We start from the raw sequence: 17,974 nt of genomic DNA, 5'->3' as shown, positions 1-17,974 counted from the left end.
TTATGACTTCTGGAACATGGCGAGCATGCGCCGGGTGACGAGGAAGCCACCAAAAATATTGATCCCGGCCATGAACACCGACAGCGCCGCCAAGAGGATCACGAGGAAAGACCCCGATCCGATCTGCATGAGCGCGCCCAGAATGATGATCGACGAGATCGCGTTGGTGATCGCCATCAGCGGCGTGTGCAGCGAATGCGACACGTTCCAGATCACCTGGAAGCCGACAAAGACCGCGAGCACGAAGACGATGAAATGCTGCATGAAGCTGGCCGGAGCAACGAGGCCCACGGCAAGGAGCAGCACCGCACCGACCACCAAGAGCGTGACCTGGTTCTTGGTCTGCGCCTTGAACGCCGCCATTTCAGCCGCGCGCTTCTGCTCAGAGGTCAGTTCCTTGACTTTTTCCTTGGGCTTCTGCGCCGCAATCGCGGCAACCTTGGGCGGAGGTGGCGGGAAGGTGACAGCACCGGCATGGGCCACGGTCGCACCCCGGATCACGTCATCCTCCATGTTGTGATTGACCTTGCCGTCCTTGTCGGGGGTGAGATCGGTCATCATGTGGCGGATGTTCGTGGCATAGAGCGTCGAGGATTGCGCCGCCATCCGGCTGGGAAAATCGGTATAGCCGATGATCGTCACGCCGTTGTCGGTGACGATCTTTTCGTCCATCACCGTCAGTTTGCAGTTGCCGCCCTTTTCCGCGGCAAGGTCGACGATGACCGAGCCGGGCTTCATCGCCTTGACCATATCCTCGGTCCAAAGCTCGGGGGCTTCGCGGTTGGGGATCAGCGCCGTGGTGATGACGATATCCATCTGAGGGGCCAGTTCGCGGAACTTGGCCAATTGCGCCTCGCGGAACTCGGGGCTGGAGACAGAGGCATAGCCGCCAGAGGCGGCCCCGTCCTGCTGTTCTTCCTTGAAGTCGAGATAGACGAATTGCGCGCCCATGGATTCGACCTGCTCGGCCACTTCGGGGCGCACGTCAAACGCATAGGTGATGGCCCCGAGGCTGGTCGAGGTGCCAATCGCCGCCAGACCCGCGACGCCTGCACCCACAATGAGCACCTTGGCCGGGGGTACCTTGCCCGCCGCCGTGATCTGGCCGGTGAAAAAGCGGCCAAAGTTATTGCCCGCCTCGATCACCGCGCGGTAGCCGGCGATATTGGCCATGGACGACAGGGCGTCCATCTTCTGCGCGCGGCTGATGCGCGGCACCATGTCCATCGCGATGACCGAAGCGCCTTTTTCGGCGAGCTGTTTCATCTGCGCCTCATTCTGCGCAGGCCAGAAGAAGGAAATCAGAAGCTGGCCTTCGGTCAGGCGCTTGGCCTCTGTCTCATTGGGGGGGCGGACCTTGGCCACCACATCGGCGGCTTTGTAAAGCGCCGCTGCGGTCTTGAGCACCTCGACGCCAGCCTCCTTATAGGCAGCGTCCGAGAACCCGGCAGCAGCGCCTGCGCCGCTCTCGATCGCGCAGTCATATCCCAGCTTTTGCAGTTGCAGGGCCGAGTCGGGCGTCATGGCGACCCGGTTCTCGCCCTCAAGCACTTCCTTTGGCGTTCCGATCTTCAATGCTGTCTCCCCCTCTGGCAGATGACGTGTTCTGATGGCACCGCATCTGCGGCATGCCGGTTTCTTTGTCCCGAAGGTCGTTATTTCACACTATTTCGTGAGTGACGAGATCAAGATTGTCGCGGTTTCTACAACCAACGTCTGGTTTTTTCACAGTATCGGGCAAAATCCATGCGGAATTTGCGCCGCATACGGTCCTCTTCCGGGATAATGAAGCGCTTTTCAATCACCCAGACGAAAATGGGAATCAGCGGCAGCGCCAAAACGGCGTCCCAGCGCAGAATCAGTCCGGTGAGAATCAGGGTATCGCCGAGATAGATCGGATTGCGTGAGCGGCGAAAGATGCCGGACTGGATCACTCGCTCTGGTGTCTGATGCGGGACGATGGTGGTTTTATGGCGGCGAAATTCCATTGCGGCCATTGCAACCAGCAAAATCCCCCCGCCGACCAGCAGCCCCCCCAAGAGATCGGCCCATGTCTCACCAAAGCTGAGACCCATGGCGTACTGACTGGACTGCGCCCATGCCACGGCCAAAAACCCCCCAAGCCAGACAGGCGGCATGTCGATCCATTTCAGCATGGGCCTGCAATCCTCTCGTGGTTGTCTCTGGAGCAAGAGCGGGTAGAGTAGCGTGAGATATGACGGAGGCAAGATGACAATAGCGGGCAAGCACGCTTTGGTGACGGGGGGCGGCAGCGGCATTGGCCTCGCCATCGCCCGCGCGCTCGCCGGGGCGGGTGCTCAGGTGACGATCACCGGACGCCGTGCGGCCGTGTTGGAGGAGGTGGCAGGCGTGGGCCTCTACCCGCTGTCCATGGATGTGACCCAAGAGCGTGAGGTCGCAGAGGGCGTGGCCGCCGCGGTCAAGGCACGCGGCCCGGTGCAGATCTGCATCCCCAATGCCGGCATCGCTGAAGGGCGCGCACTGCACAAGACGGATGCCGCATTCTGGCGGCAGATCATGGCCACCAATCTCGACGGCGCCTTTTATACGGTGCGCGACTGTCTGAGCGGCATGCGCCAGACCGATTGGGGGCGGGTGATCGCAATTTCCTCAATTGCGGGGATCAAGGGGCTCAAGGGGGCTGCGGCCTATAGCGCCAGCAAACACGGGATGATCGGTCTGATCCGCAGCTTGAGCGAGGATTATCTGGGCACAGGTCTGACCTTCAATGCGATTTGCCCCGGCTATGTGGACACCGAAATCATCAGCCGCAATGTCGCGGCCATCTCCGCGCGCGCAGGCGTGTCAGAGCAAGAGGCGCGCGCCATGATGATCGAGGCCAACCGCCACAAGCGCCTGATCAGCCCCGACGAGGTGGCGCAAGCGGTGCTTTGGCTCTGCGGTCCGGGATCATCCAGCATCAATGGCCAAGCTCTTGAAATCGCGGGCGGACAGGTCTGATCCACACCGGCACTCTTGGCTTTTTCTTGGCTGAAATACTCCGGGGGTCCGGGGGGCAGCGCCCCCCGCCACACACAAGACATGATTGACCCGATTTTAGACACACTCGTCTAAAATTCTCCTGAATCCGCGCCCATTGCCGCCGCAGAGGCTGTGTATCCAGTTTGGAAACAAAAGGGTGCCAATACTATGCCAACGACCTTCAACTGGATTTTTTTAGGCAACGAGCCGATAATTCTCGATCCGACCGAAGGCAACAGCAACGCCGAGAACGCAGGCCTGTTCGTCAACCGCACCTATGGCACCGCGATTGATCCGCTCTACCAGAATGTGACGCGCGTCACCACCATCGACAATGGTGGGGCTGCGGGCGCGCTGGATATGAACAATACCGCCTCGAATGATCAATTCTCGACCGACATAGGCAGTGGCACGCAGACCTTTACCTTTGACGGTCTGTCCACATTCAACGCAACGCTGACCTATACCGATGGCACGACGACATCGTTTCTTGCGATTCTGGTGCAGGACACCAATGGCAATCTCTTTCTGGCGCCGCCGCTCAATACCACGGCGGCGAATGCCGCGAATATCGCAGCCATGACCGCGCGCCCGATCGAGTCGGTCACCTTCAACTCGGTCAACACCTCCACCAATACCAACCTCGGGGCTGACCGGGCTGACATCGGCATCGACGATGGCATCGTCCAAGGCACCGGCGGCGCTGATCTCATCAACAGCGGCTATACCGAGCCGGTCGCCTCTGGTTCTGACCGGGTGGACAACAACGACGCACCGGGTGGCGGCAACGACGATGTCATCAACGCGGGTGCGGGCAATGACACCGTGCTGGCGGGTCTGGGCAACGATTCCGTCCAGGGCGGCACCGGCGCAGACAGCCTGAGCGGCGAGAGCGGCAATGACACACTCTTGGGTCAAGGCGGGGCCGATACGCTGATCGGTGGCGCGGGGGATGACAGCCTCGACGGCGGCACAGGCAATGACACCCTCTATGGCGATGGCGGCACCGCCGCACGCTGGAGCTATGACGTCTATACCCGCGATTTCACCTCGGCCAACGGGCAAGCCTTCAGCATCGAGAGCGGCACCTTGGCTGGCTCTGGCACCTCTGCCGCGTTCGACGTCACAGGCCACGGCCAACAGGCGACAGGTCAGGGCGATCCGAACGATTACGGCATCATCTACAGCTCAAACCTCATTGCCACGGCGGACGGGGTCTACCGCTTTGCCACCACCTCGGACGATGGATCGACCATCCGCATTCTCGACGGCAACGGCGATCCTGTCACCTTCACCAATCAGAACGGTACGACGGGATCGTTTCTCGACAACGATTTCCATCAGGGCGCGACGACCCGTTGGGGCGAGGTGACGCTTGAGGCGGGCCAGAGTTACACCATCGAGGTGAGGTACTGGGAAAACCTTGGCGGCAATGTGCTGTCGGGCACCGTGACCTTGCCGGGGGGGGCGGTGCAGGATCTGGCGACCAGCCCCTTGATCGTGGGCAGCGATAGCATTGCGGGGAATGATTACCTCGATGGGGGCGCGGGGGCGGATCTCCTCTTTGGCGAGGGCGGCAATGACACGCTGATCGCAGGCGAGAATGACACGCTCTATGGCGGCGATGGCGATGACCTCTTTGTCATCGGGCCACCCGCCGAAACCGGCACCGGCACGATCACCATCGTCGGCGGCGAAGGCGGTGAAACAAGCGGCGACACGCTCTTTCTGTCGCCCGAGGCGCGCAAGGCAGACATCACATTCTCCAACCCCGACGATGCGGCGGGCGGGCTCTCGGGCAGTTTCACCCTCACTGACGGCACGGTAGTGAATTTCTCCGAGATCGAGAACATCATCTGTTTCACCCCCGGCATCCGCCTTCTGACGCCCAACGGCGAGCGCAACGTAGAGGCGTTGCGCGCCGGGGATTTGGTAATCACCCGCGATCACGGCCCGCAACCCGTCCGTTGGACCGGGCGCAGGACGGTGCCGGGCATCGACCGCTTTGCGCCGGTGCGCGTGGCCGCGCATGTGCTTGACGGGGCGCGCGCGCCGCTCTTGGTCTCGCCGCAGCATCGCTTTCTGTTTACCGGCTACAAGGCCGAGTTGCTCTTTGGCTGCGATGAGGTGTTGATTGCCGCCACGCATCTGGTGGACGGACAGGCCGTCACGCAGGTCGCACAGGCGGCGGTGACTTATATCCACATCATGTTCGACCAGCATGAGGTGATCTATGCCGAAGGCGCCGCAACCGAGAGCTTTCATGCGGGCGCTGTCGGACTTTCGGCCGTTTCGGATCAGGCGCGCGAAGAGATGTTCGCGGTTTTTCCCGAGTTGCGCAGCAATCCCAACGCCTATGGCGACACCGCGCGGCCCTGCCTCAAGCGGCACGAGGCACGGCTTTTGCAACCCTGCGGATGAGACCCCTAAATTCTGCCAAACCCGGGCCGTTAAATAGTCTGACTCCAGACAACGTTAGAGCAAGCCACGCCATTAACAGAATTCCAAAGGGTTTTTCCTAAGATCGACGGGGCCATCTGACGCCGGTCTGATTGGTGCGCGGAAAGTGAGGTGAAATGAAATATGCGGTAGAGACAGCAGTAGGAATGCAGCCCGCCACTGGCGGGCGTGATGCATTTTGAGCCCGACAGTCCGACGTAAGAGCAGCGCCCCCTCCGACTGCTGCCGGATGACAGGATGGCATCCGACCTGCCCATTCTTCCCGCCCGACCTGAAACGACCCCACAGAGCGACACCGTCACGCCCCGCCCCGACAGACAGCGAGCATCTTGACCATGGCTACGACATTTGACCTTTTCTACCTTGGGGTTGCACCCCAGATCGACACGGTTGAGGGAAATCTAACGTCCGAAAATCATGTAGCCCTGAATGGTCAGGTGTTCGGCAGCGCGCTCGCCCCGGTGTCGAGCACTCTGACATCGCTCTCTCCCGCGAAAACTCTTCTGGGTCTTATCGACTCCTACACCGGCGGGGCCACGTCCAACGCCTATGACTCGAACAATTTCTCGAGCAACGAACAATTTATCATCAGCGGCGTGACCCACACGCATGACGCCACGATGATCTACACCAACACCGTGATCACCTATACCGATGGCACCACCGCGATCGTCGATGCGATCGTGATGCAGGATACCAATGGCAATCTCTATCTGATCCCACCACCCTCCGGGCCAAACACCTATTCTGTCGCGCTCGAGGCCAAGCCCATTCTATCGGTGACACTTGGCACGGCCGCACCGTCGAATGGCACGGATGTCTTTGGCATGACGGCGGACCGCTACGACCTCACCGTGTCGGATTACGTGGTCGAGGGGACGGCAGGCAACGACCTGATCGGCACCGCCTATCTCGGCGATCCCGAGGGCGACCGGATCGACGACACGGACAATCTCGCCGGGACCAACGACGATCTGGTGACGGCGGGTGCCGGCAATGACACCGTGCGCGCGGGCGCAGGCAACGACACTGTGTTCGGTGACGACGGCAACGACCTGCTGGATGGCGGCGCGGGCAACGATTCGCTCGTGGGCGGCAATGGGAGCGACACGCTGATCGGCGGTGCCGGAGCGGATACGATGAACGGCGGTGTCGGGCTTGACATCGTGGACTACTCCACCTCAGGCGCGGCGGTGACGGTCGATCTCGCGGCTGGCACCGCAACCGGGGGGGATGCCACAGGCGATGTTGTCAATCAGGGCATTGATGGGATAATCGGCTCGGCCTATAACGACACGCTCATCGGCTCGGATGCCAGCAGCACCTCTGGGTCGGACATCTACACCACCTATATTGATGGCGGCGCGGGCAACGATTTTATCGACGGGCGCAACGGTGGGGACAGCCTTCTTGGCGGCACCGGCAGTGACACGATTCTCGGCGGCGGCGGCAATGACCTGATCGACGGCGGCGCGGATGGCGACCTCATCGACGGCGGGTCTGGCGCTGATACCGTCTTTGGCGGTGCCGGCAACGACACGATCCTGACCTCGGGTGGCAATGACAGCATCACTGCAGGCGACGGCGCCGACCTGATCCGTGCCACCGCGACCGACCCTTCTGGCGTCTATAGTTTCAACGTCAATGGCGGCTCTGGCGGCACCGACAATGACACGCTGGACCTTTCGGCGTTGATCGCGGATGGCTGGACCGTCACGAGCATGACCAAAAACCCCGAAATCAATGGCAATCCGGGTTTCAGCGGTCAGATCACCCTCGGTCGGGGAAGTGACTCCGCGAACATCAATTACACCGATATCGAACGCTTCATCATTCCCGATTACATCGTCGAAGGCGACGCCGGGGCCAACCTGATCGACGCCAACTATGCCGGTGACCCGGATGGCGACCGGATCGACGCGCTCGACCATTCGGACGGAAGCAATGCGGATTCGGTGCAGGCGGGGGCTGGCAATGACACGATCGTCGCCGGGGCTGGCAATGATACCGTGCTGGGCGAGTCCGGGGCAGATGTCATCTTTGGTGGGGCCGGCAACGACGCCCTCTATGGCGGGACCGGTGATGACCTGATTCTGGGCGGCACCGGTGCGGACCAGATGTTCGGCGAAGGCGGTGACGATACGATCCGGATCGAGAATGGCTTTGGCTTTGATGCGATCACCGGCGGCGAAACCGGCGAAACCCTGGGCGATACGCTCGACCTCTCGGCCACGACCGGCCCGCTCGTGGTCGATCTCAGCTCTGCCAACCCCGAGAGCGGCACGGTCAGCGATGGCAGCGCAACCGCCACCTTCTCCGAGATCGAGACGATACTCCTCGGCAGCGGCACAGACACGCTGGTTCTGGCCGATGGTTCGGGCAGCGATGCGGTCAGCGGCTTCACCGCGCCCAGCGACAATGGCAACGGCACCTATTCCAGCGGCGATCTGCTGGATGTGTCGGGCCTCACGTCGGATGGCACAACGCCCGTGACCACCGCAGATGTGATCGTCACCGATACCAATGGCGATGGCACCGGCGATGCGGTCCTGACCTTTCCGGGTGGCGAGAACCTGACGCTGATCGGCGTGCCGATGATAGATGTCGACAGCACCGCCGCCCTCGTGGCCATGGGCATTCCCGACGCGCGCGATTTCGTGGTTGAGGGCAGTGCCAGCGCCGACCTGATCAACGTGGATTACACCGGCGACCCCGAGGGTGACCGGGTGGACGCCGGGGATGCCACCAACGGCTCTCAGGATGACGTGATCTTCGCGGGCGCGGGCAATGACAGCATCGATTCGGGCCTTGGCAACGATCTCATCAATGCAGGCGCTGGCGATGACGAGATTTTCCTCGACGGCAGCCTGCAAAACGACACCATCATCGGCGGTGAAACCGAAGAGACCGCAAGCGAAGGCGACCGGATCAACTTCTCCGCCATTTCCGACGGGCTGCTGATCAACTTCACCGCACCTGAAACCGGCACCATCACCGATGGCACCTCTGTCACCGAATTCTCGGAGATCGAGCGTTTTCAGATGGGCACTGGCGCGGATACCGTGATCGGCTCTGACGGGGTTGAGGAAATCATCGGCAACTACGGCGATGACAGCATTCTTGCGGGCGGCGGCGACGACACGATCTTTTCCGGCTTTGACAATGACTATGTCGACGGGGGCGCGGGCGATGACTCGATCCTCTCCTCCTCGGGGGCGGATACGGTCACGGGTGGCGCGGGCAACGATCAGATCGACCTCGGGCCGGGCGACGGCGAAACCGATCTTTTGATCTTTTCGGATGGCGATGGCACTGATGTGGTCTCCAGCTTTGAGATCCCCATCGACAACGGCGACGGCACCTTTACGGGACGCGATCAGCTTGATGTGTCGAACCTCTCGGACGCGGCGGGCAACCCGGTCAACGTTGCTGATGTCACGGTCGACAGCGATGGCAACGACAATGCCGTCCTCAGCTTTCCGAATGGCGAGAGCATCACCTTGGTCGGGGTCGATCCCGCCTCTGTGTCCAGCCACGATGCATTGGCCGCCATGGGCATTTTCCAGCCCGATTACATCGTGCAGGGCACGGCTGGCGATGATGTGATCGACGCAAGCTATAGCGGCGACCTCCAAGGCGACCGGATCGACAACGCCGACAGTCGCAGCAATGACAACGCCGATGTGATCGACGCAGGCGCAGGCAATGACGTGATCATGGCCGGACTTGGGGCTGACACCATCTTTGGCGGCACAGGCAATGACACGGTGTCTGTGGGTCAAGGCGACAGCGTTCAAGGTGGCGACGGCGACGATTTCTTTACCCTGACCGATACCGGCGAGACTGAGACCGGCGCAATTTCGATCCTTGGCGGCGAAGGCGACGAGACCAGAGGCGATACGCTCTGGCTGGGCGAGACCGCGAAGAAATCCGATATCACATTCTCCAATTCGGATGATGCGACGGGCGGTCTCTCGGGCAGCTTTTCGATGGTCAATGGCACGGTCGTGACCTTCTCCGAGATCGAGAATATCATCTGCTTTACCCCCGGTGCGCGGATCCTCACCCAATGGGGGGAGCGTCCGGTCGAGAGCCTGCGCTTGGGCGATATGGTGGTGACACGCGATCACGGGCTGCAACCGGTGCGATGGGTCGGCAAACGCACGGTGGCCGGTCTGGGCGATTTCGCCCCCATTTCCGTCGCCTCCAGCGTGATGGGCGGGCAAGACGCGCTCTTGGTCTCGCCGCAACACCGGCTGCTCTTTACCGGCTATCAGGCCGAATTGCTCTTTGGCGAAAGCGAGGTTCTGATTGCGGCCAAGCATATGGTGAACGGGCGTGATGTGACTGTCAGCCCCCGCGACGAGGTGACCTATATCCACGTCATGTTCGATCGCCACGAGATCATCTTTGCCGATGGCCTCGGCACCGAGAGCTTTTATGCCGGGGATATGGCGCTGACCGCCGTCGATGCTGCCGCGCGCGAGGAGCTGTTCGCCATCTTTCCGGAATTGCGCAGCGCACCGGGCAAGCACCGCGACACCGTGCGCCCCTGCCTGCGCCGTCACGAGGCGCAGCTTTTGTGCGGCTTGGGCGAACGAGAGGTGGCCTGAGCCCGCTCAGGTCGACGATTCAGGCCGGTGATTCAGGCCGGCGATTCAGGCCGGCGATTCAGGCCGAACGGCGCAGCGGGGCCGTGTCCCCCGCAGCCCAGGCCCGCACCGCATCGCCAAAGGCGGTAAACAGCGGGCGACTGACCGGATCATGCGCGGCATTGTATTCGGGATGCCATTGCACCGACAGGGTAAAGCCCGGCGCGCCGTCGATATAGAGCGCCTCGGGCGTTTCATCCTGCGCCCAACCGTCGATCACCACCCCCGCGCCAGGACGCAGGATGCCCTGACCATGCAGCGTGTTGGTCATCACTTCCTCGGCCCCCATCAGCCGGTTAAATACCCCGCCCGGCGCGAACCGCACCTTGTGGCGCAGCGCGAATTGTTCGTCCATCGTGCCCTCGGGGGGCATACGGTGATTGTCGCGCCCCGGCAGATCGCGGATTTCAGGATGCAGCGTGCCACCCATGGCGACATTCATCTCTTGAAACCCGCGGCAGATCCCCAAAATCGGCTGCCCCCGCTCGATACAGGCGCGCGCCAGTGGCAGGGTGATTGCATCGCGGGCGCGGTCGAATGCGCCATGCGCGTCGGTTGCGGCCTCACCATATTCCTCGGGATGTACATTGGGTCGCCCACCCGTCAGCAGAAATCCATCACAGATCTCCATCAATTCTGCCACCGAGACATAGCGCGGATCGGCCGGGATGATCAGCGGCATACAGCCCGCCACATCGGCCATAGCAGAGGAATTGATCGTGCCGCCCGCGTGGGTCGGATAGCGATTGTCGATCTGATATTGGTTGGCGATGACACCAACGACCGGGCGTTTCATTTTCGTCTTTCTGGGTTGCGCCACACTTTCATTCATTTGCCTAAATTATAGTGTGAAATGGAATAACAAAACATCAATTCCCGCACATATTTCCGTGCGATGATGCGGATTTGCCCAAAAACCCTGCACCGTTTGTTGATCTTTCAGCGGCAAACTGGGCCTTGTGGGCGGGGCTGCACCGTCACCGGTCAAACGCATCCCGACCGGTCGGGCTTTCCCCGTCCACACCAGCCGTCTTGCGGCTGCGCCGACAGCGTTCGCTGCAATGGCGCACCTCGTCCCAGACGCGCGCCCATTTGCGCCGCCATTCCATCGGCCGCCCACAGGTGGCGCAGATCTTGACCGGCAGATCGGATTTTCGGGGGGCGCGCGGCATCTCAGAGATCCAAACGCAATTGCGCCGACGCCGCCTTGGGCTTGGCCCGCCTTGGGCGTTTGCGGCTGGCATGGCGGCTCACGATCTGCGCGGTCATGGCATCCCCGCGATGCGCGCGCCGACAGGCCCAGACCGCCTCGCGCGCGGCCCGCGCCGCCGCGACCGGATCGACAATTGGCGCAGGGTAACCGCGCCCCAAAAGCGCCCCCGCCTCGGGCCAGTCCCACGGGCGTTGCAGATAGGTATCCGGCACGCTTGCCAATTCCGGCAGCCAGCGGCGGGTAAACTCTCCGGTCGGGTCCTGATCCAGCCCCTGTTTCACCGGGTTGTAAATCCGGATCGTATTCATCCCCGTGGTGCCCGATTGCATCTGCACCTGCGGCCAGTGAATTCCCGGCTCGTAATCGGTAAAGGCCCGCGCCAACACCGGCCCTGTGCTGCGCCAATCGAGCCAGAGGTGATAGGACGCCACCGCCATCAGCATCGAGCGCATGCGGAAATTGAGCCAGCCGGTCGCCAAGAGCGAGCGCATGCAGGCATCGACAAAGGGCAATCCGGTTTCGCCCCGCGACCACGCCGCCAGCCGTACGGCATCGGGTGCGCGCGGGCGCAGCCCCTCATAGGCAGGATGCAGGCAGCGCCGCTCAATCTCCGGCTCATCCTCCAGCTTTTGCATGAAATGGTCCCGCCACGCCAACCGCGCCTGAAACGACCGCATCGCGCGCGCCCAATCCGGCCCGCGCCCGGTGGGGGCCGCTGCCCCCGCCTGCACCGCCTCGCGCAGCGACAGCGTGCCAAAGGCCAGATGCGGGCTGATCCGCGAACAGGCCCGCGCGCCGTGCAAGGGCGACGACATCGCCCGCTGATAGCTCTCGCCGCGCGTGCTCAGGAACGAGGTAAGCGCGCGCATTCCCGCGCCGCGCCCACCCTTTTGCCGCAGCGGGCACGCGTCCATCAGCCCCAAACTCTCAGCGCGTGGCAGATCATCACTGACCAATGCCAGCCCCCGCGCGCCCTCGACCGGCCCCAGCATCGGCGCGCGCATCACCCCGTCGCGCGCCCCTTGCCAGGCATCGCGGCTCTTCAGCCGCCGCACCACGCCAGATTGCGGCATCTCGTGCCACCGCACCCCCTGCCCCCGCGCCCAGTCCGCCACTCGGCGGTCGCGCGCAAAACTCCAGAGATTGCCGGTTTCCTCATGGCTCACCAGATGCGCCACGCCCTGCGCGGCGCGCAGCGCCTCCAGCACCGCCACCGCATCCCCCACCCGCACCACGAGCCTCAGACCCAGACCCAGACCCGCCAGGTCCTCGCGCAAGCTCTCCAGACACTCGCATAGAAACGCATACTGCCGCCCTGAGGTATCCGGCTCTGCCCATAAGTCCGGCTCGACGATATAGAGCGGAATGATCGGACCCAGCCGCGCGGCATGGCTCAGCGCCGGATGATCCTGCACCCGCAAATCGCGCTTGAACCAAAGAATGACCGGGCGTTCCATGGCAAGCGAGATAGCGGTGCCGCGCCCAAAGGAAAGCCCCATTGCAGCCCCACGCGCCAGCACTTAGGGTCGCGCCAAAGCCAAAGGAGAGCGCCATGAAAGATGCAGCCCCACAGCCCGTTTATCTCGAAGATTACACGCCCCCCGCCTATCTCGTGGATGCGGTGCATCTGACCTTTCGTCTTGCCCCCAAGGCGACGCGCGTTCTCAGCCGCATCGAATTCCGACCCAACCCCGAGTCCACATCGCGGGACTTTTTCCTGCATGGCGAGGCGCTTACCCTCATCTCTGCGCGCATCAACGGGGCCGAAATCACACCAGAGGTGACACCCCAAGGCCTCCACGCCCAAGTGCCCGACGCGCCCTTCACTTTCGAGGCCGAGGTCGAGATCGACCCCGAGGGCAACACCGCCCTCGAAGGGCTTTATATGTCAAACAGCATGTATTGCACCCAATGCGAGGCCGAGGGCTTTCGCAAGATCACCTATTATCCCGACCGCCCCGACGTGATGGCCACCTTCACCGTGCGGATTGAGGGCGACATGCCGGTCATGCTTTCCAACGGCAACCCGACCGACAGCGGCGCGGGCTGGGCCGAGTGGCACGATCCCTGGCCGAAACCGGCCTATCTCTTTGCCCTCGTCGCGGGCGATCTGGTGGCGCATCCCGATAGTTTCACCACCCGCTCTGGCCGCGAGGTCGCGCTCAACATCTGGGTGCGGCCGGGGGATGAGGACAAATGCGCCTTTGGCATGGAGGCGCTCAAGAAATCCATGGCCTGGGATGAAGAGGTCTACGGGCGCGAATATGACCTCGATCTCTTCAATATCGTCGCCGTGGATGACTTCAACATGGGCGCAATGGAAAACAAGGGCTTGAACATTTTCAACTCCTCTTGCGTCTTATCCACAGCAGAGACCGCCACAGATGCCAATTTCGAACGTATCGAGGCGATTGTCGCGCATGAGTACTTCCACAACTGGACCGGCAATCGCATCACCTGCCGCGACTGGTTCCAGCTCTGCCTCAAGGAAGGGCTGACCGTCTATCGCGACAGCCAGTTCACCTCTGATCTGCGTTCCGCCCCGGTCAAGCGCATCTCGGATGTGATAGCACTCCGCGCCCGGCAATTCCGCGAGGACAACGGCCCGCTGGCGCATCCCGTCCGCCCCGAGAGCTTTATTGAAATCAACAACTTCTACACCGCAACAGTCTATGAAAAGGGCGCCGAGCTGATCGGCATGCTCAAACGGCTGGTGGGCGATGCCGCCTATCGCGAGGCGCTCGATCTCTACTTCAACCGCCATGACGGGCAGGCCTGCACCATCGAGGATTGGCTCAAGGTGTTCGAGGATGTCACAGGCCGCGACCTCAGCCAGTTCAAACGCTGGTATTCCGAGGCAGGCACGCCACGCCTGCGCGTCACCGAAGAGTTCAACAATGGCCGCTATACGCTTCATTTCGAACAGAAAACCCCGCCCACACCGGGGCAAGAGGATAAGCAACCGCGCGTGATCCCGATTGCCGTGGGCCTGCTCGGTCCCAACGGCGACGAGGTGCAGGCAACCTGCGTGCTGGAAATGACGCAAGCGCAGCAGAGCTTCACCTTCGATGGATTAGCTTCGCGCCCCATCCCGTCGATTTTGCGCGATTTTTCCGCCCCCGTGATCCTCGAGCGTGAGAGCAGCAATGCCGAGCGCGCCTTTCTTCTGGCGCATGACACCGACCCGTTCAACAAATGGGAGGCAGGGCGCGCGCTGGCCCGCGCCGGCCTCATCGCCATGATCACCGAGGGTGCCGCCCCCGATCCCGCCTATCTCGATGCGATTGCCCGCGTGGCGCGGGACGAGAGCCTTGATCCCGCCTTTCGCGCGCTGGCGCTTGGCCTGCCCAGCGAGGATGATCTGGCGCAGGCGCTCTTTGACGCCGGGCACACCCCCGATCCGCAAGCGATCTGGCAGGCGGTCGAGACCCTGCGCGACGCCCGCGCCGTGGCGCTGGAAAGCATCGCACAGGATCTCTACACCCGCCATCAGGTCACGGCCCCCTGCCGCCCTGACCCCGATCAGACTGGCGCGCGGGCGCTGGCCAATGCGGCGCTGGCGATGCTGACCCGCCGCGATGGCGGCGCGCGCGCGCAGGCGCAATATGACGCCGCCGACAACATGACGCAGCAATTGGCGGCTTGGTCCTGCCTCTTGCAGGCGGGAACAGGCGACCGCGCGACCGAGGCGTTTTATACCCAGTGGAAACACGACCGGCTGGTGATCGACAAATGGTTCAGCCTGCAAATCATGCAGGCCGCACCAGAGCGCGCGGCAGAGGTGGCCGAGCGGCTGACGCAGCATCCCGATTTCACGCTGCGCAATCCCAACCGCTTTCGCGCCACGCTGGGCGCGCTCAGCAGTTCGCCCGCAGGCTTTCACCACGCCTCGGGACGCGGCTATCGCCTGCTTGCGGATATGCTCATCCGGCTCGATCCGCTCAACCCGCAGACCACGGCGCGGATGTGCTCGGCGTTTGAAACATGGCGCCGCTACGATCCGGTGCGTCAGGGCATGATCGCGGCAGAGCTGGACCGCATCCTCGCCACCCCGGATCTCAGCCGCGACACGACCGAGATGGTCGGGCGCATACGAGGCGATTGAGCCGGGGCATTGGCCCCGCGTCGTGTTGGGCGCGGGGCGCTGAGCCTCAAGCCACCGCGCGCGCTAGTCGTCCACCTGCGCCACCCTTACCGGCCGTGCCCTTGGCCGTACCGAGGACAGCGGCTTGCAATAGCTCTGCGCTCGCGTCCAGCGCTGCATATCCTCACGCATCGCGCCATTGCTCAGCGGTCCCCAATCGGCCGCCACCCCGCGCCGTCCCTCAGAGACGACACCGTCGCGCAGCACCGTATGCGCCATGATCCGGATCGCACAGGACAGGTTGTCCGGCCCGTTGCGTAATGCCTCGCCACTGCCCGCCCTGCATTTATAGCCCCGCGCCGTCGCGGGCAGGATCTGCAACAGCCCGTGCCACCGCCCACCGCCTCCGACAGCTTTGGGATTATAGGTGCTTTCATACTTGGCGAGCGCTGACAGAAAGCCCACCCAAAAGGCGCGGCGGCGGGTTTCGTTTCCGGTCACATAGGCGGGGCACCAACTGGCAATATCGCGCGGCACAGTCCGTACCAGCGGGGCGCCATGCGCCTTGAGCGCCGAGAGCGCGCTGCGCGTCAAGAGCGGCGCGTCGCTGCGGTGCTCCCAGCGCGTGCGCGGAATATTGCCATCGCGGACGGGCGGAGCGGGCGGAACAAACCGGGAAACTCCCTCCTGAGCAACGCTCGGAAGAGAGAAAAATGCAATGAAAACAATCGTCAAAATTCTCTTCATCCGGTAATTTTGGCGCAAAGCGGATGACATGGCAATGTCCCCGTGCCGTTCCCTCATATTCCCCGCCTTCACCCAAGCATTGCCCTCTTTTGGTCGAAATCCAGAGGCAGATTCAGGGATAACATGCGAACCGGAGTCATCATGCCGTTTGAACCGATTGCCAAGCCAGAACCAAGCGACCCCACCCCGCGCAAGCGGCGGTCACAGGCAGCAGGACGCTGGCCGGATCTCTTGGGACTTTTGCGGCGCAAGCCCGAGACAGACCTCGACAGCCTGTCCAAACGAATCCTGCTTCCCTCCCTGCCCGTGACGGATGAGGAAATGGCCCGCGCCATGCATCAGGACCGGGGTCAAAAGCTCGCCCGTCAAGAAATGTGGCCGGAACTGGCGCAGGTGATCGAATATACCGATGCCGCGCGGCTGCGCACCCCCGGCGGCGAGAACGCGACCACGCTTTTGGCCGTGGGCGCGCGCGCCGATGTGGTGGCCGCCGCCGAGGACGCGCTGCATGACGGGGCAGAACCGGACCCCTTCGGCATCGACGCGCTCGAAGAGATGCAGTCAGACTGTCCCGACAGCTACCCGTGTGCCCTGATCGTGGCGCTGGCGCATATCGACATCGGCTGGGCGTGGCGCGCCACCGCGACCGACCGCACCCGCGCGGCGCATGAATTGCGGTTTCTCGAACATTTCAAACGCGCCGAGGATATACTTGCGCCCTTCGACGGGGTTGATCTCGATGCGCCATCCTTGGCCGCCGCGCAATGCGCGCTTCTGGCCGCGCGGCGACAGCCCCGGATGCGCGTCGCGGACGATTACGAGCGTCTGATCGACCTTGATCCCGACAGCCCGCGCCACATGCGCGCCCTTGGCGAGGCGCTCTTGCCCGCGCGCTATGGCAGTTACGAGCTGCTCGATCTCGAAGCGCGGCGCACGGCCTCACGCACCGGCGAAATTTGGGGCGCTGGGGCCTATGCCTGGGTCTATCTCGACGCTCTGGCGCTTGATCCCGATGCGATGGCCCGCTTGGACGCGGACTTCTTTGTGGACGGGCTGCGCGACATCGTAGCACGGCGGCGCGATCAGCATGTCATCAACCAGCTTTCGGCCTTTTGCGGCATCGTCATGGCCCCCAAGACCGGCAAACAGCGCGTCTCGGCCCCACAAGAGGCCGCGCGCCGCCGCATTCACGACTGTCTGGATTGGCTTTTGGAGAACCATTTGCAGGAATTGCATCCGCTCATCTGGTCGCAAACCCTGCTTAGCCCCGGCCTGACCCCGTCGCTGCCTTCGCGCCGCGCGTTGGTTCTCAAGGGCCGCCAAACCGCCCTACGCATCATCGCCCAATGCTTTGAAGAGGACATCGCGGACGGCAGTTCCATCGCCTTTTCCAGCTCCGGCATGTACCGTCTGCCCGCACTCTGAGGGCAGACGCGCTCAGAAATGCGCCTTTGGCTCATCCGGTTTGCCCGCCGCGATGGCCAGAATCCCGGCCAGCCCGGTAAAGCCCAGCGGGAACATGGTAAAGACGTTGAAGCCAAAGGCGTAATACATCAGCCCCGCCGACACGAGCAGCAACAGCCCACCCCATAGCGCGCGCATCTTGGCCATCGCCCCCCCGGCAATCGCCAAGAGTGGTGCCAGAAAGCTCGCGGTGCGGATCAGTGCCGGATCATGCACCTGATAGAACAATCCGTCCACCTCGCCGACCCGGTTGATCACCTCGGTATAGCCATAGCTGAAAAATCCGACCAGCACCGCCAGACAGCCGCCGATTACCCCCAACACCATTGCCGCACTGCGCATTCACCCGCC

At 62.8% G+C, this 17,974-nt stretch carries 12 protein-coding genes; 5 read left to right on the top strand and 7 right to left on the bottom strand.

Annotated features, from left to right (window positions below; genetic code table 11):
- Together ACSSVY_RS03815 and ACSSVY_RS03810 are read right to left on the bottom strand one after the other, a co-directional pair.
- Nucleotides 1-1,575, bottom strand: a complete 1,575-nt coding sequence (locus ACSSVY_RS03815) for a Re/Si-specific NAD(P)(+) transhydrogenase subunit alpha (RefSeq protein ID WP_454268103.1) — start codon at nucleotides 1,573-1,575, stop codon at nucleotides 1-3.
- Between the two features lie 128 nt (nucleotides 1,576-1,703).
- Nucleotides 1,704-2,156, bottom strand: coding sequence for a methyltransferase family protein (locus tag ACSSVY_RS03810; protein ID WP_454268102.1), 453 nt, complete (start codon nucleotides 2,154-2,156; stop codon nucleotides 1,704-1,706).
- A 73-nt stretch (nucleotides 2,157-2,229) separates the two neighbouring features.
- Here ACSSVY_RS03810 and ACSSVY_RS03805 point away from each other — a divergent pair, with 73 nt between their 5' ends.
- The 3 genes from ACSSVY_RS03805 (at nucleotide 2,230) to ACSSVY_RS03795 (ending at nucleotide 10,076) form a co-directional block, all read left to right on the top strand.
- Nucleotides 2,230-2,982, top strand: a complete 753-nt coding sequence (locus ACSSVY_RS03805) for an SDR family NAD(P)-dependent oxidoreductase (RefSeq protein ID WP_454268101.1) — start codon at nucleotides 2,230-2,232, stop codon at nucleotides 2,980-2,982.
- 189 nt (nucleotides 2,983-3,171) lie between these two features.
- Nucleotides 3,172-5,424, top strand: coding sequence for a Hint domain-containing protein (locus ACSSVY_RS03800; RefSeq protein ID WP_454268100.1), 2,253 nt, complete (start codon nucleotides 3,172-3,174; stop codon nucleotides 5,422-5,424).
- A 374-nt stretch (nucleotides 5,425-5,798) separates the two neighbouring features.
- Entirely contained in the window at nucleotides 5,799-10,076 is a 4,278-nt protein-coding gene (locus tag ACSSVY_RS03795) for a Hint domain-containing protein (RefSeq protein ID WP_454268099.1), read from the top strand.
- Between the two features lie 58 nt (nucleotides 10,077-10,134).
- Here ACSSVY_RS03795 and ACSSVY_RS03790 read toward each other — a convergent pair whose 3' ends face one another.
- From ACSSVY_RS03790 to ACSSVY_RS03780, 3 genes are all read right to left on the bottom strand, one after another.
- A complete protein-coding gene (locus tag ACSSVY_RS03790; RefSeq protein ID WP_454268098.1) occupies nucleotides 10,135-10,911 on the bottom strand; it encodes a gamma-glutamyl-gamma-aminobutyrate hydrolase family protein in 777 nt (258 codons plus the stop codon).
- 181 nt (nucleotides 10,912-11,092) lie between these two features.
- Nucleotides 11,093-11,287, bottom strand: a complete 195-nt coding sequence (locus ACSSVY_RS03785; RefSeq protein ID WP_454268097.1) for a DUF2256 domain-containing protein — start codon at nucleotides 11,285-11,287, stop codon at nucleotides 11,093-11,095.
- Nucleotide 11,288: 1 nt separating this feature from the next.
- Entirely contained in the window at nucleotides 11,289-12,827 is a 1,539-nt protein-coding gene (locus ACSSVY_RS03780; RefSeq protein WP_454268096.1) for an FAD-binding domain-containing protein, read from the bottom strand.
- 53 nt (nucleotides 12,828-12,880) lie between these two features.
- On the opposite strand from ACSSVY_RS03780, the gene pepN reads away from it, so the two are divergent.
- Nucleotides 12,881-15,433, top strand: a complete 2,553-nt coding sequence (pepN, locus tag ACSSVY_RS03775; protein ID WP_454268095.1) for an aminopeptidase N — start codon at nucleotides 12,881-12,883, stop codon at nucleotides 15,431-15,433.
- Nucleotides 15,434-15,496: 63 nt separating this feature from the next.
- Here the strand turns inward: pepN and ACSSVY_RS03770 are convergent, their stop codons facing one another.
- Nucleotides 15,497-16,147 (bottom strand): transglycosylase SLT domain-containing protein, encoded by a 651-nt coding sequence (locus tag ACSSVY_RS03770; protein WP_454268094.1) that lies wholly within the window; start codon nucleotides 16,145-16,147, stop codon nucleotides 15,497-15,499.
- Between the two features lie 135 nt (nucleotides 16,148-16,282).
- Here ACSSVY_RS03770 and ACSSVY_RS03765 point away from each other — a divergent pair, with 135 nt between their 5' ends.
- Nucleotides 16,283-17,584 carry a hypothetical protein gene (locus ACSSVY_RS03765; protein WP_454268093.1) on the top strand — a complete coding sequence of 434 codons (1,302 nt, stop codon included), beginning with the start codon at nucleotides 16,283-16,285 and terminating at the stop codon, nucleotides 17,582-17,584.
- Between the two features lie 12 nt (nucleotides 17,585-17,596).
- On the opposite strand, the gene ACSSVY_RS03760 is transcribed toward ACSSVY_RS03765, so the two are convergent.
- Nucleotides 17,597-17,965, bottom strand: coding sequence for a hypothetical protein (locus ACSSVY_RS03760; protein ID WP_009815608.1), 369 nt, complete (start codon nucleotides 17,963-17,965; stop codon nucleotides 17,597-17,599).
- Nucleotides 17,966-17,974 lie beyond the last annotated feature (9 nt).

It is taken from the genome of Roseovarius sp. MBR-51 (assembly GCF_053628575.1).
The sequence above is the reverse complement of the archived record's forward strand: the minus strand, read 5'-3'. Positions and strand labels throughout refer to the sequence as shown.

Excerpts from the sequence above, each read along its gene's own strand:
- ACSSVY_RS03785 (WP_454268097.1), bottom strand. The coding sequence starts at position 11,287 with ATGCCGCGCGCCCCCCGAAAATCCGATCTGCCGGTCAAGATCTGCGCC.
- ACSSVY_RS03765 (WP_454268093.1), top strand. The coding sequence starts at position 16,283 with ATGCGAACCGGAGTCATCATGCCGTTTGAACCGATTGCCAAGCCAGAA.
- ACSSVY_RS03780 (WP_454268096.1), bottom strand. The coding sequence starts at position 12,827 with ATGGGGCTTTCCTTTGGGCGCGGCACCGCTATCTCGCTTGCCATGGAA.
- ACSSVY_RS03760 (WP_009815608.1), bottom strand. The coding sequence starts at position 17,965 with ATGCGCAGTGCGGCAATGGTGTTGGGGGTAATCGGCGGCTGTCTGGCG.
- ACSSVY_RS03790 (WP_454268098.1), bottom strand. The coding sequence starts at position 10,911 with ATGAAACGCCCGGTCGTTGGTGTCATCGCCAACCAATATCAGATCGAC.
- ACSSVY_RS03805 (WP_454268101.1), top strand. The coding sequence starts at position 2,230 with ATGACAATAGCGGGCAAGCACGCTTTGGTGACGGGGGGCGGCAGCGGC.
- ACSSVY_RS03800 (WP_454268100.1), top strand. The coding sequence starts at position 3,172 with ATGCCAACGACCTTCAACTGGATTTTTTTAGGCAACGAGCCGATAATT.
- ACSSVY_RS03795 (WP_454268099.1), top strand. The coding sequence starts at position 5,799 with ATGGCTACGACATTTGACCTTTTCTACCTTGGGGTTGCACCCCAGATC.
- ACSSVY_RS03810 (WP_454268102.1), bottom strand. The coding sequence starts at position 2,156 with ATGCTGAAATGGATCGACATGCCGCCTGTCTGGCTTGGGGGGTTTTTG.
- pepN (WP_454268095.1), top strand. The coding sequence starts at position 12,881 with ATGAAAGATGCAGCCCCACAGCCCGTTTATCTCGAAGATTACACGCCC.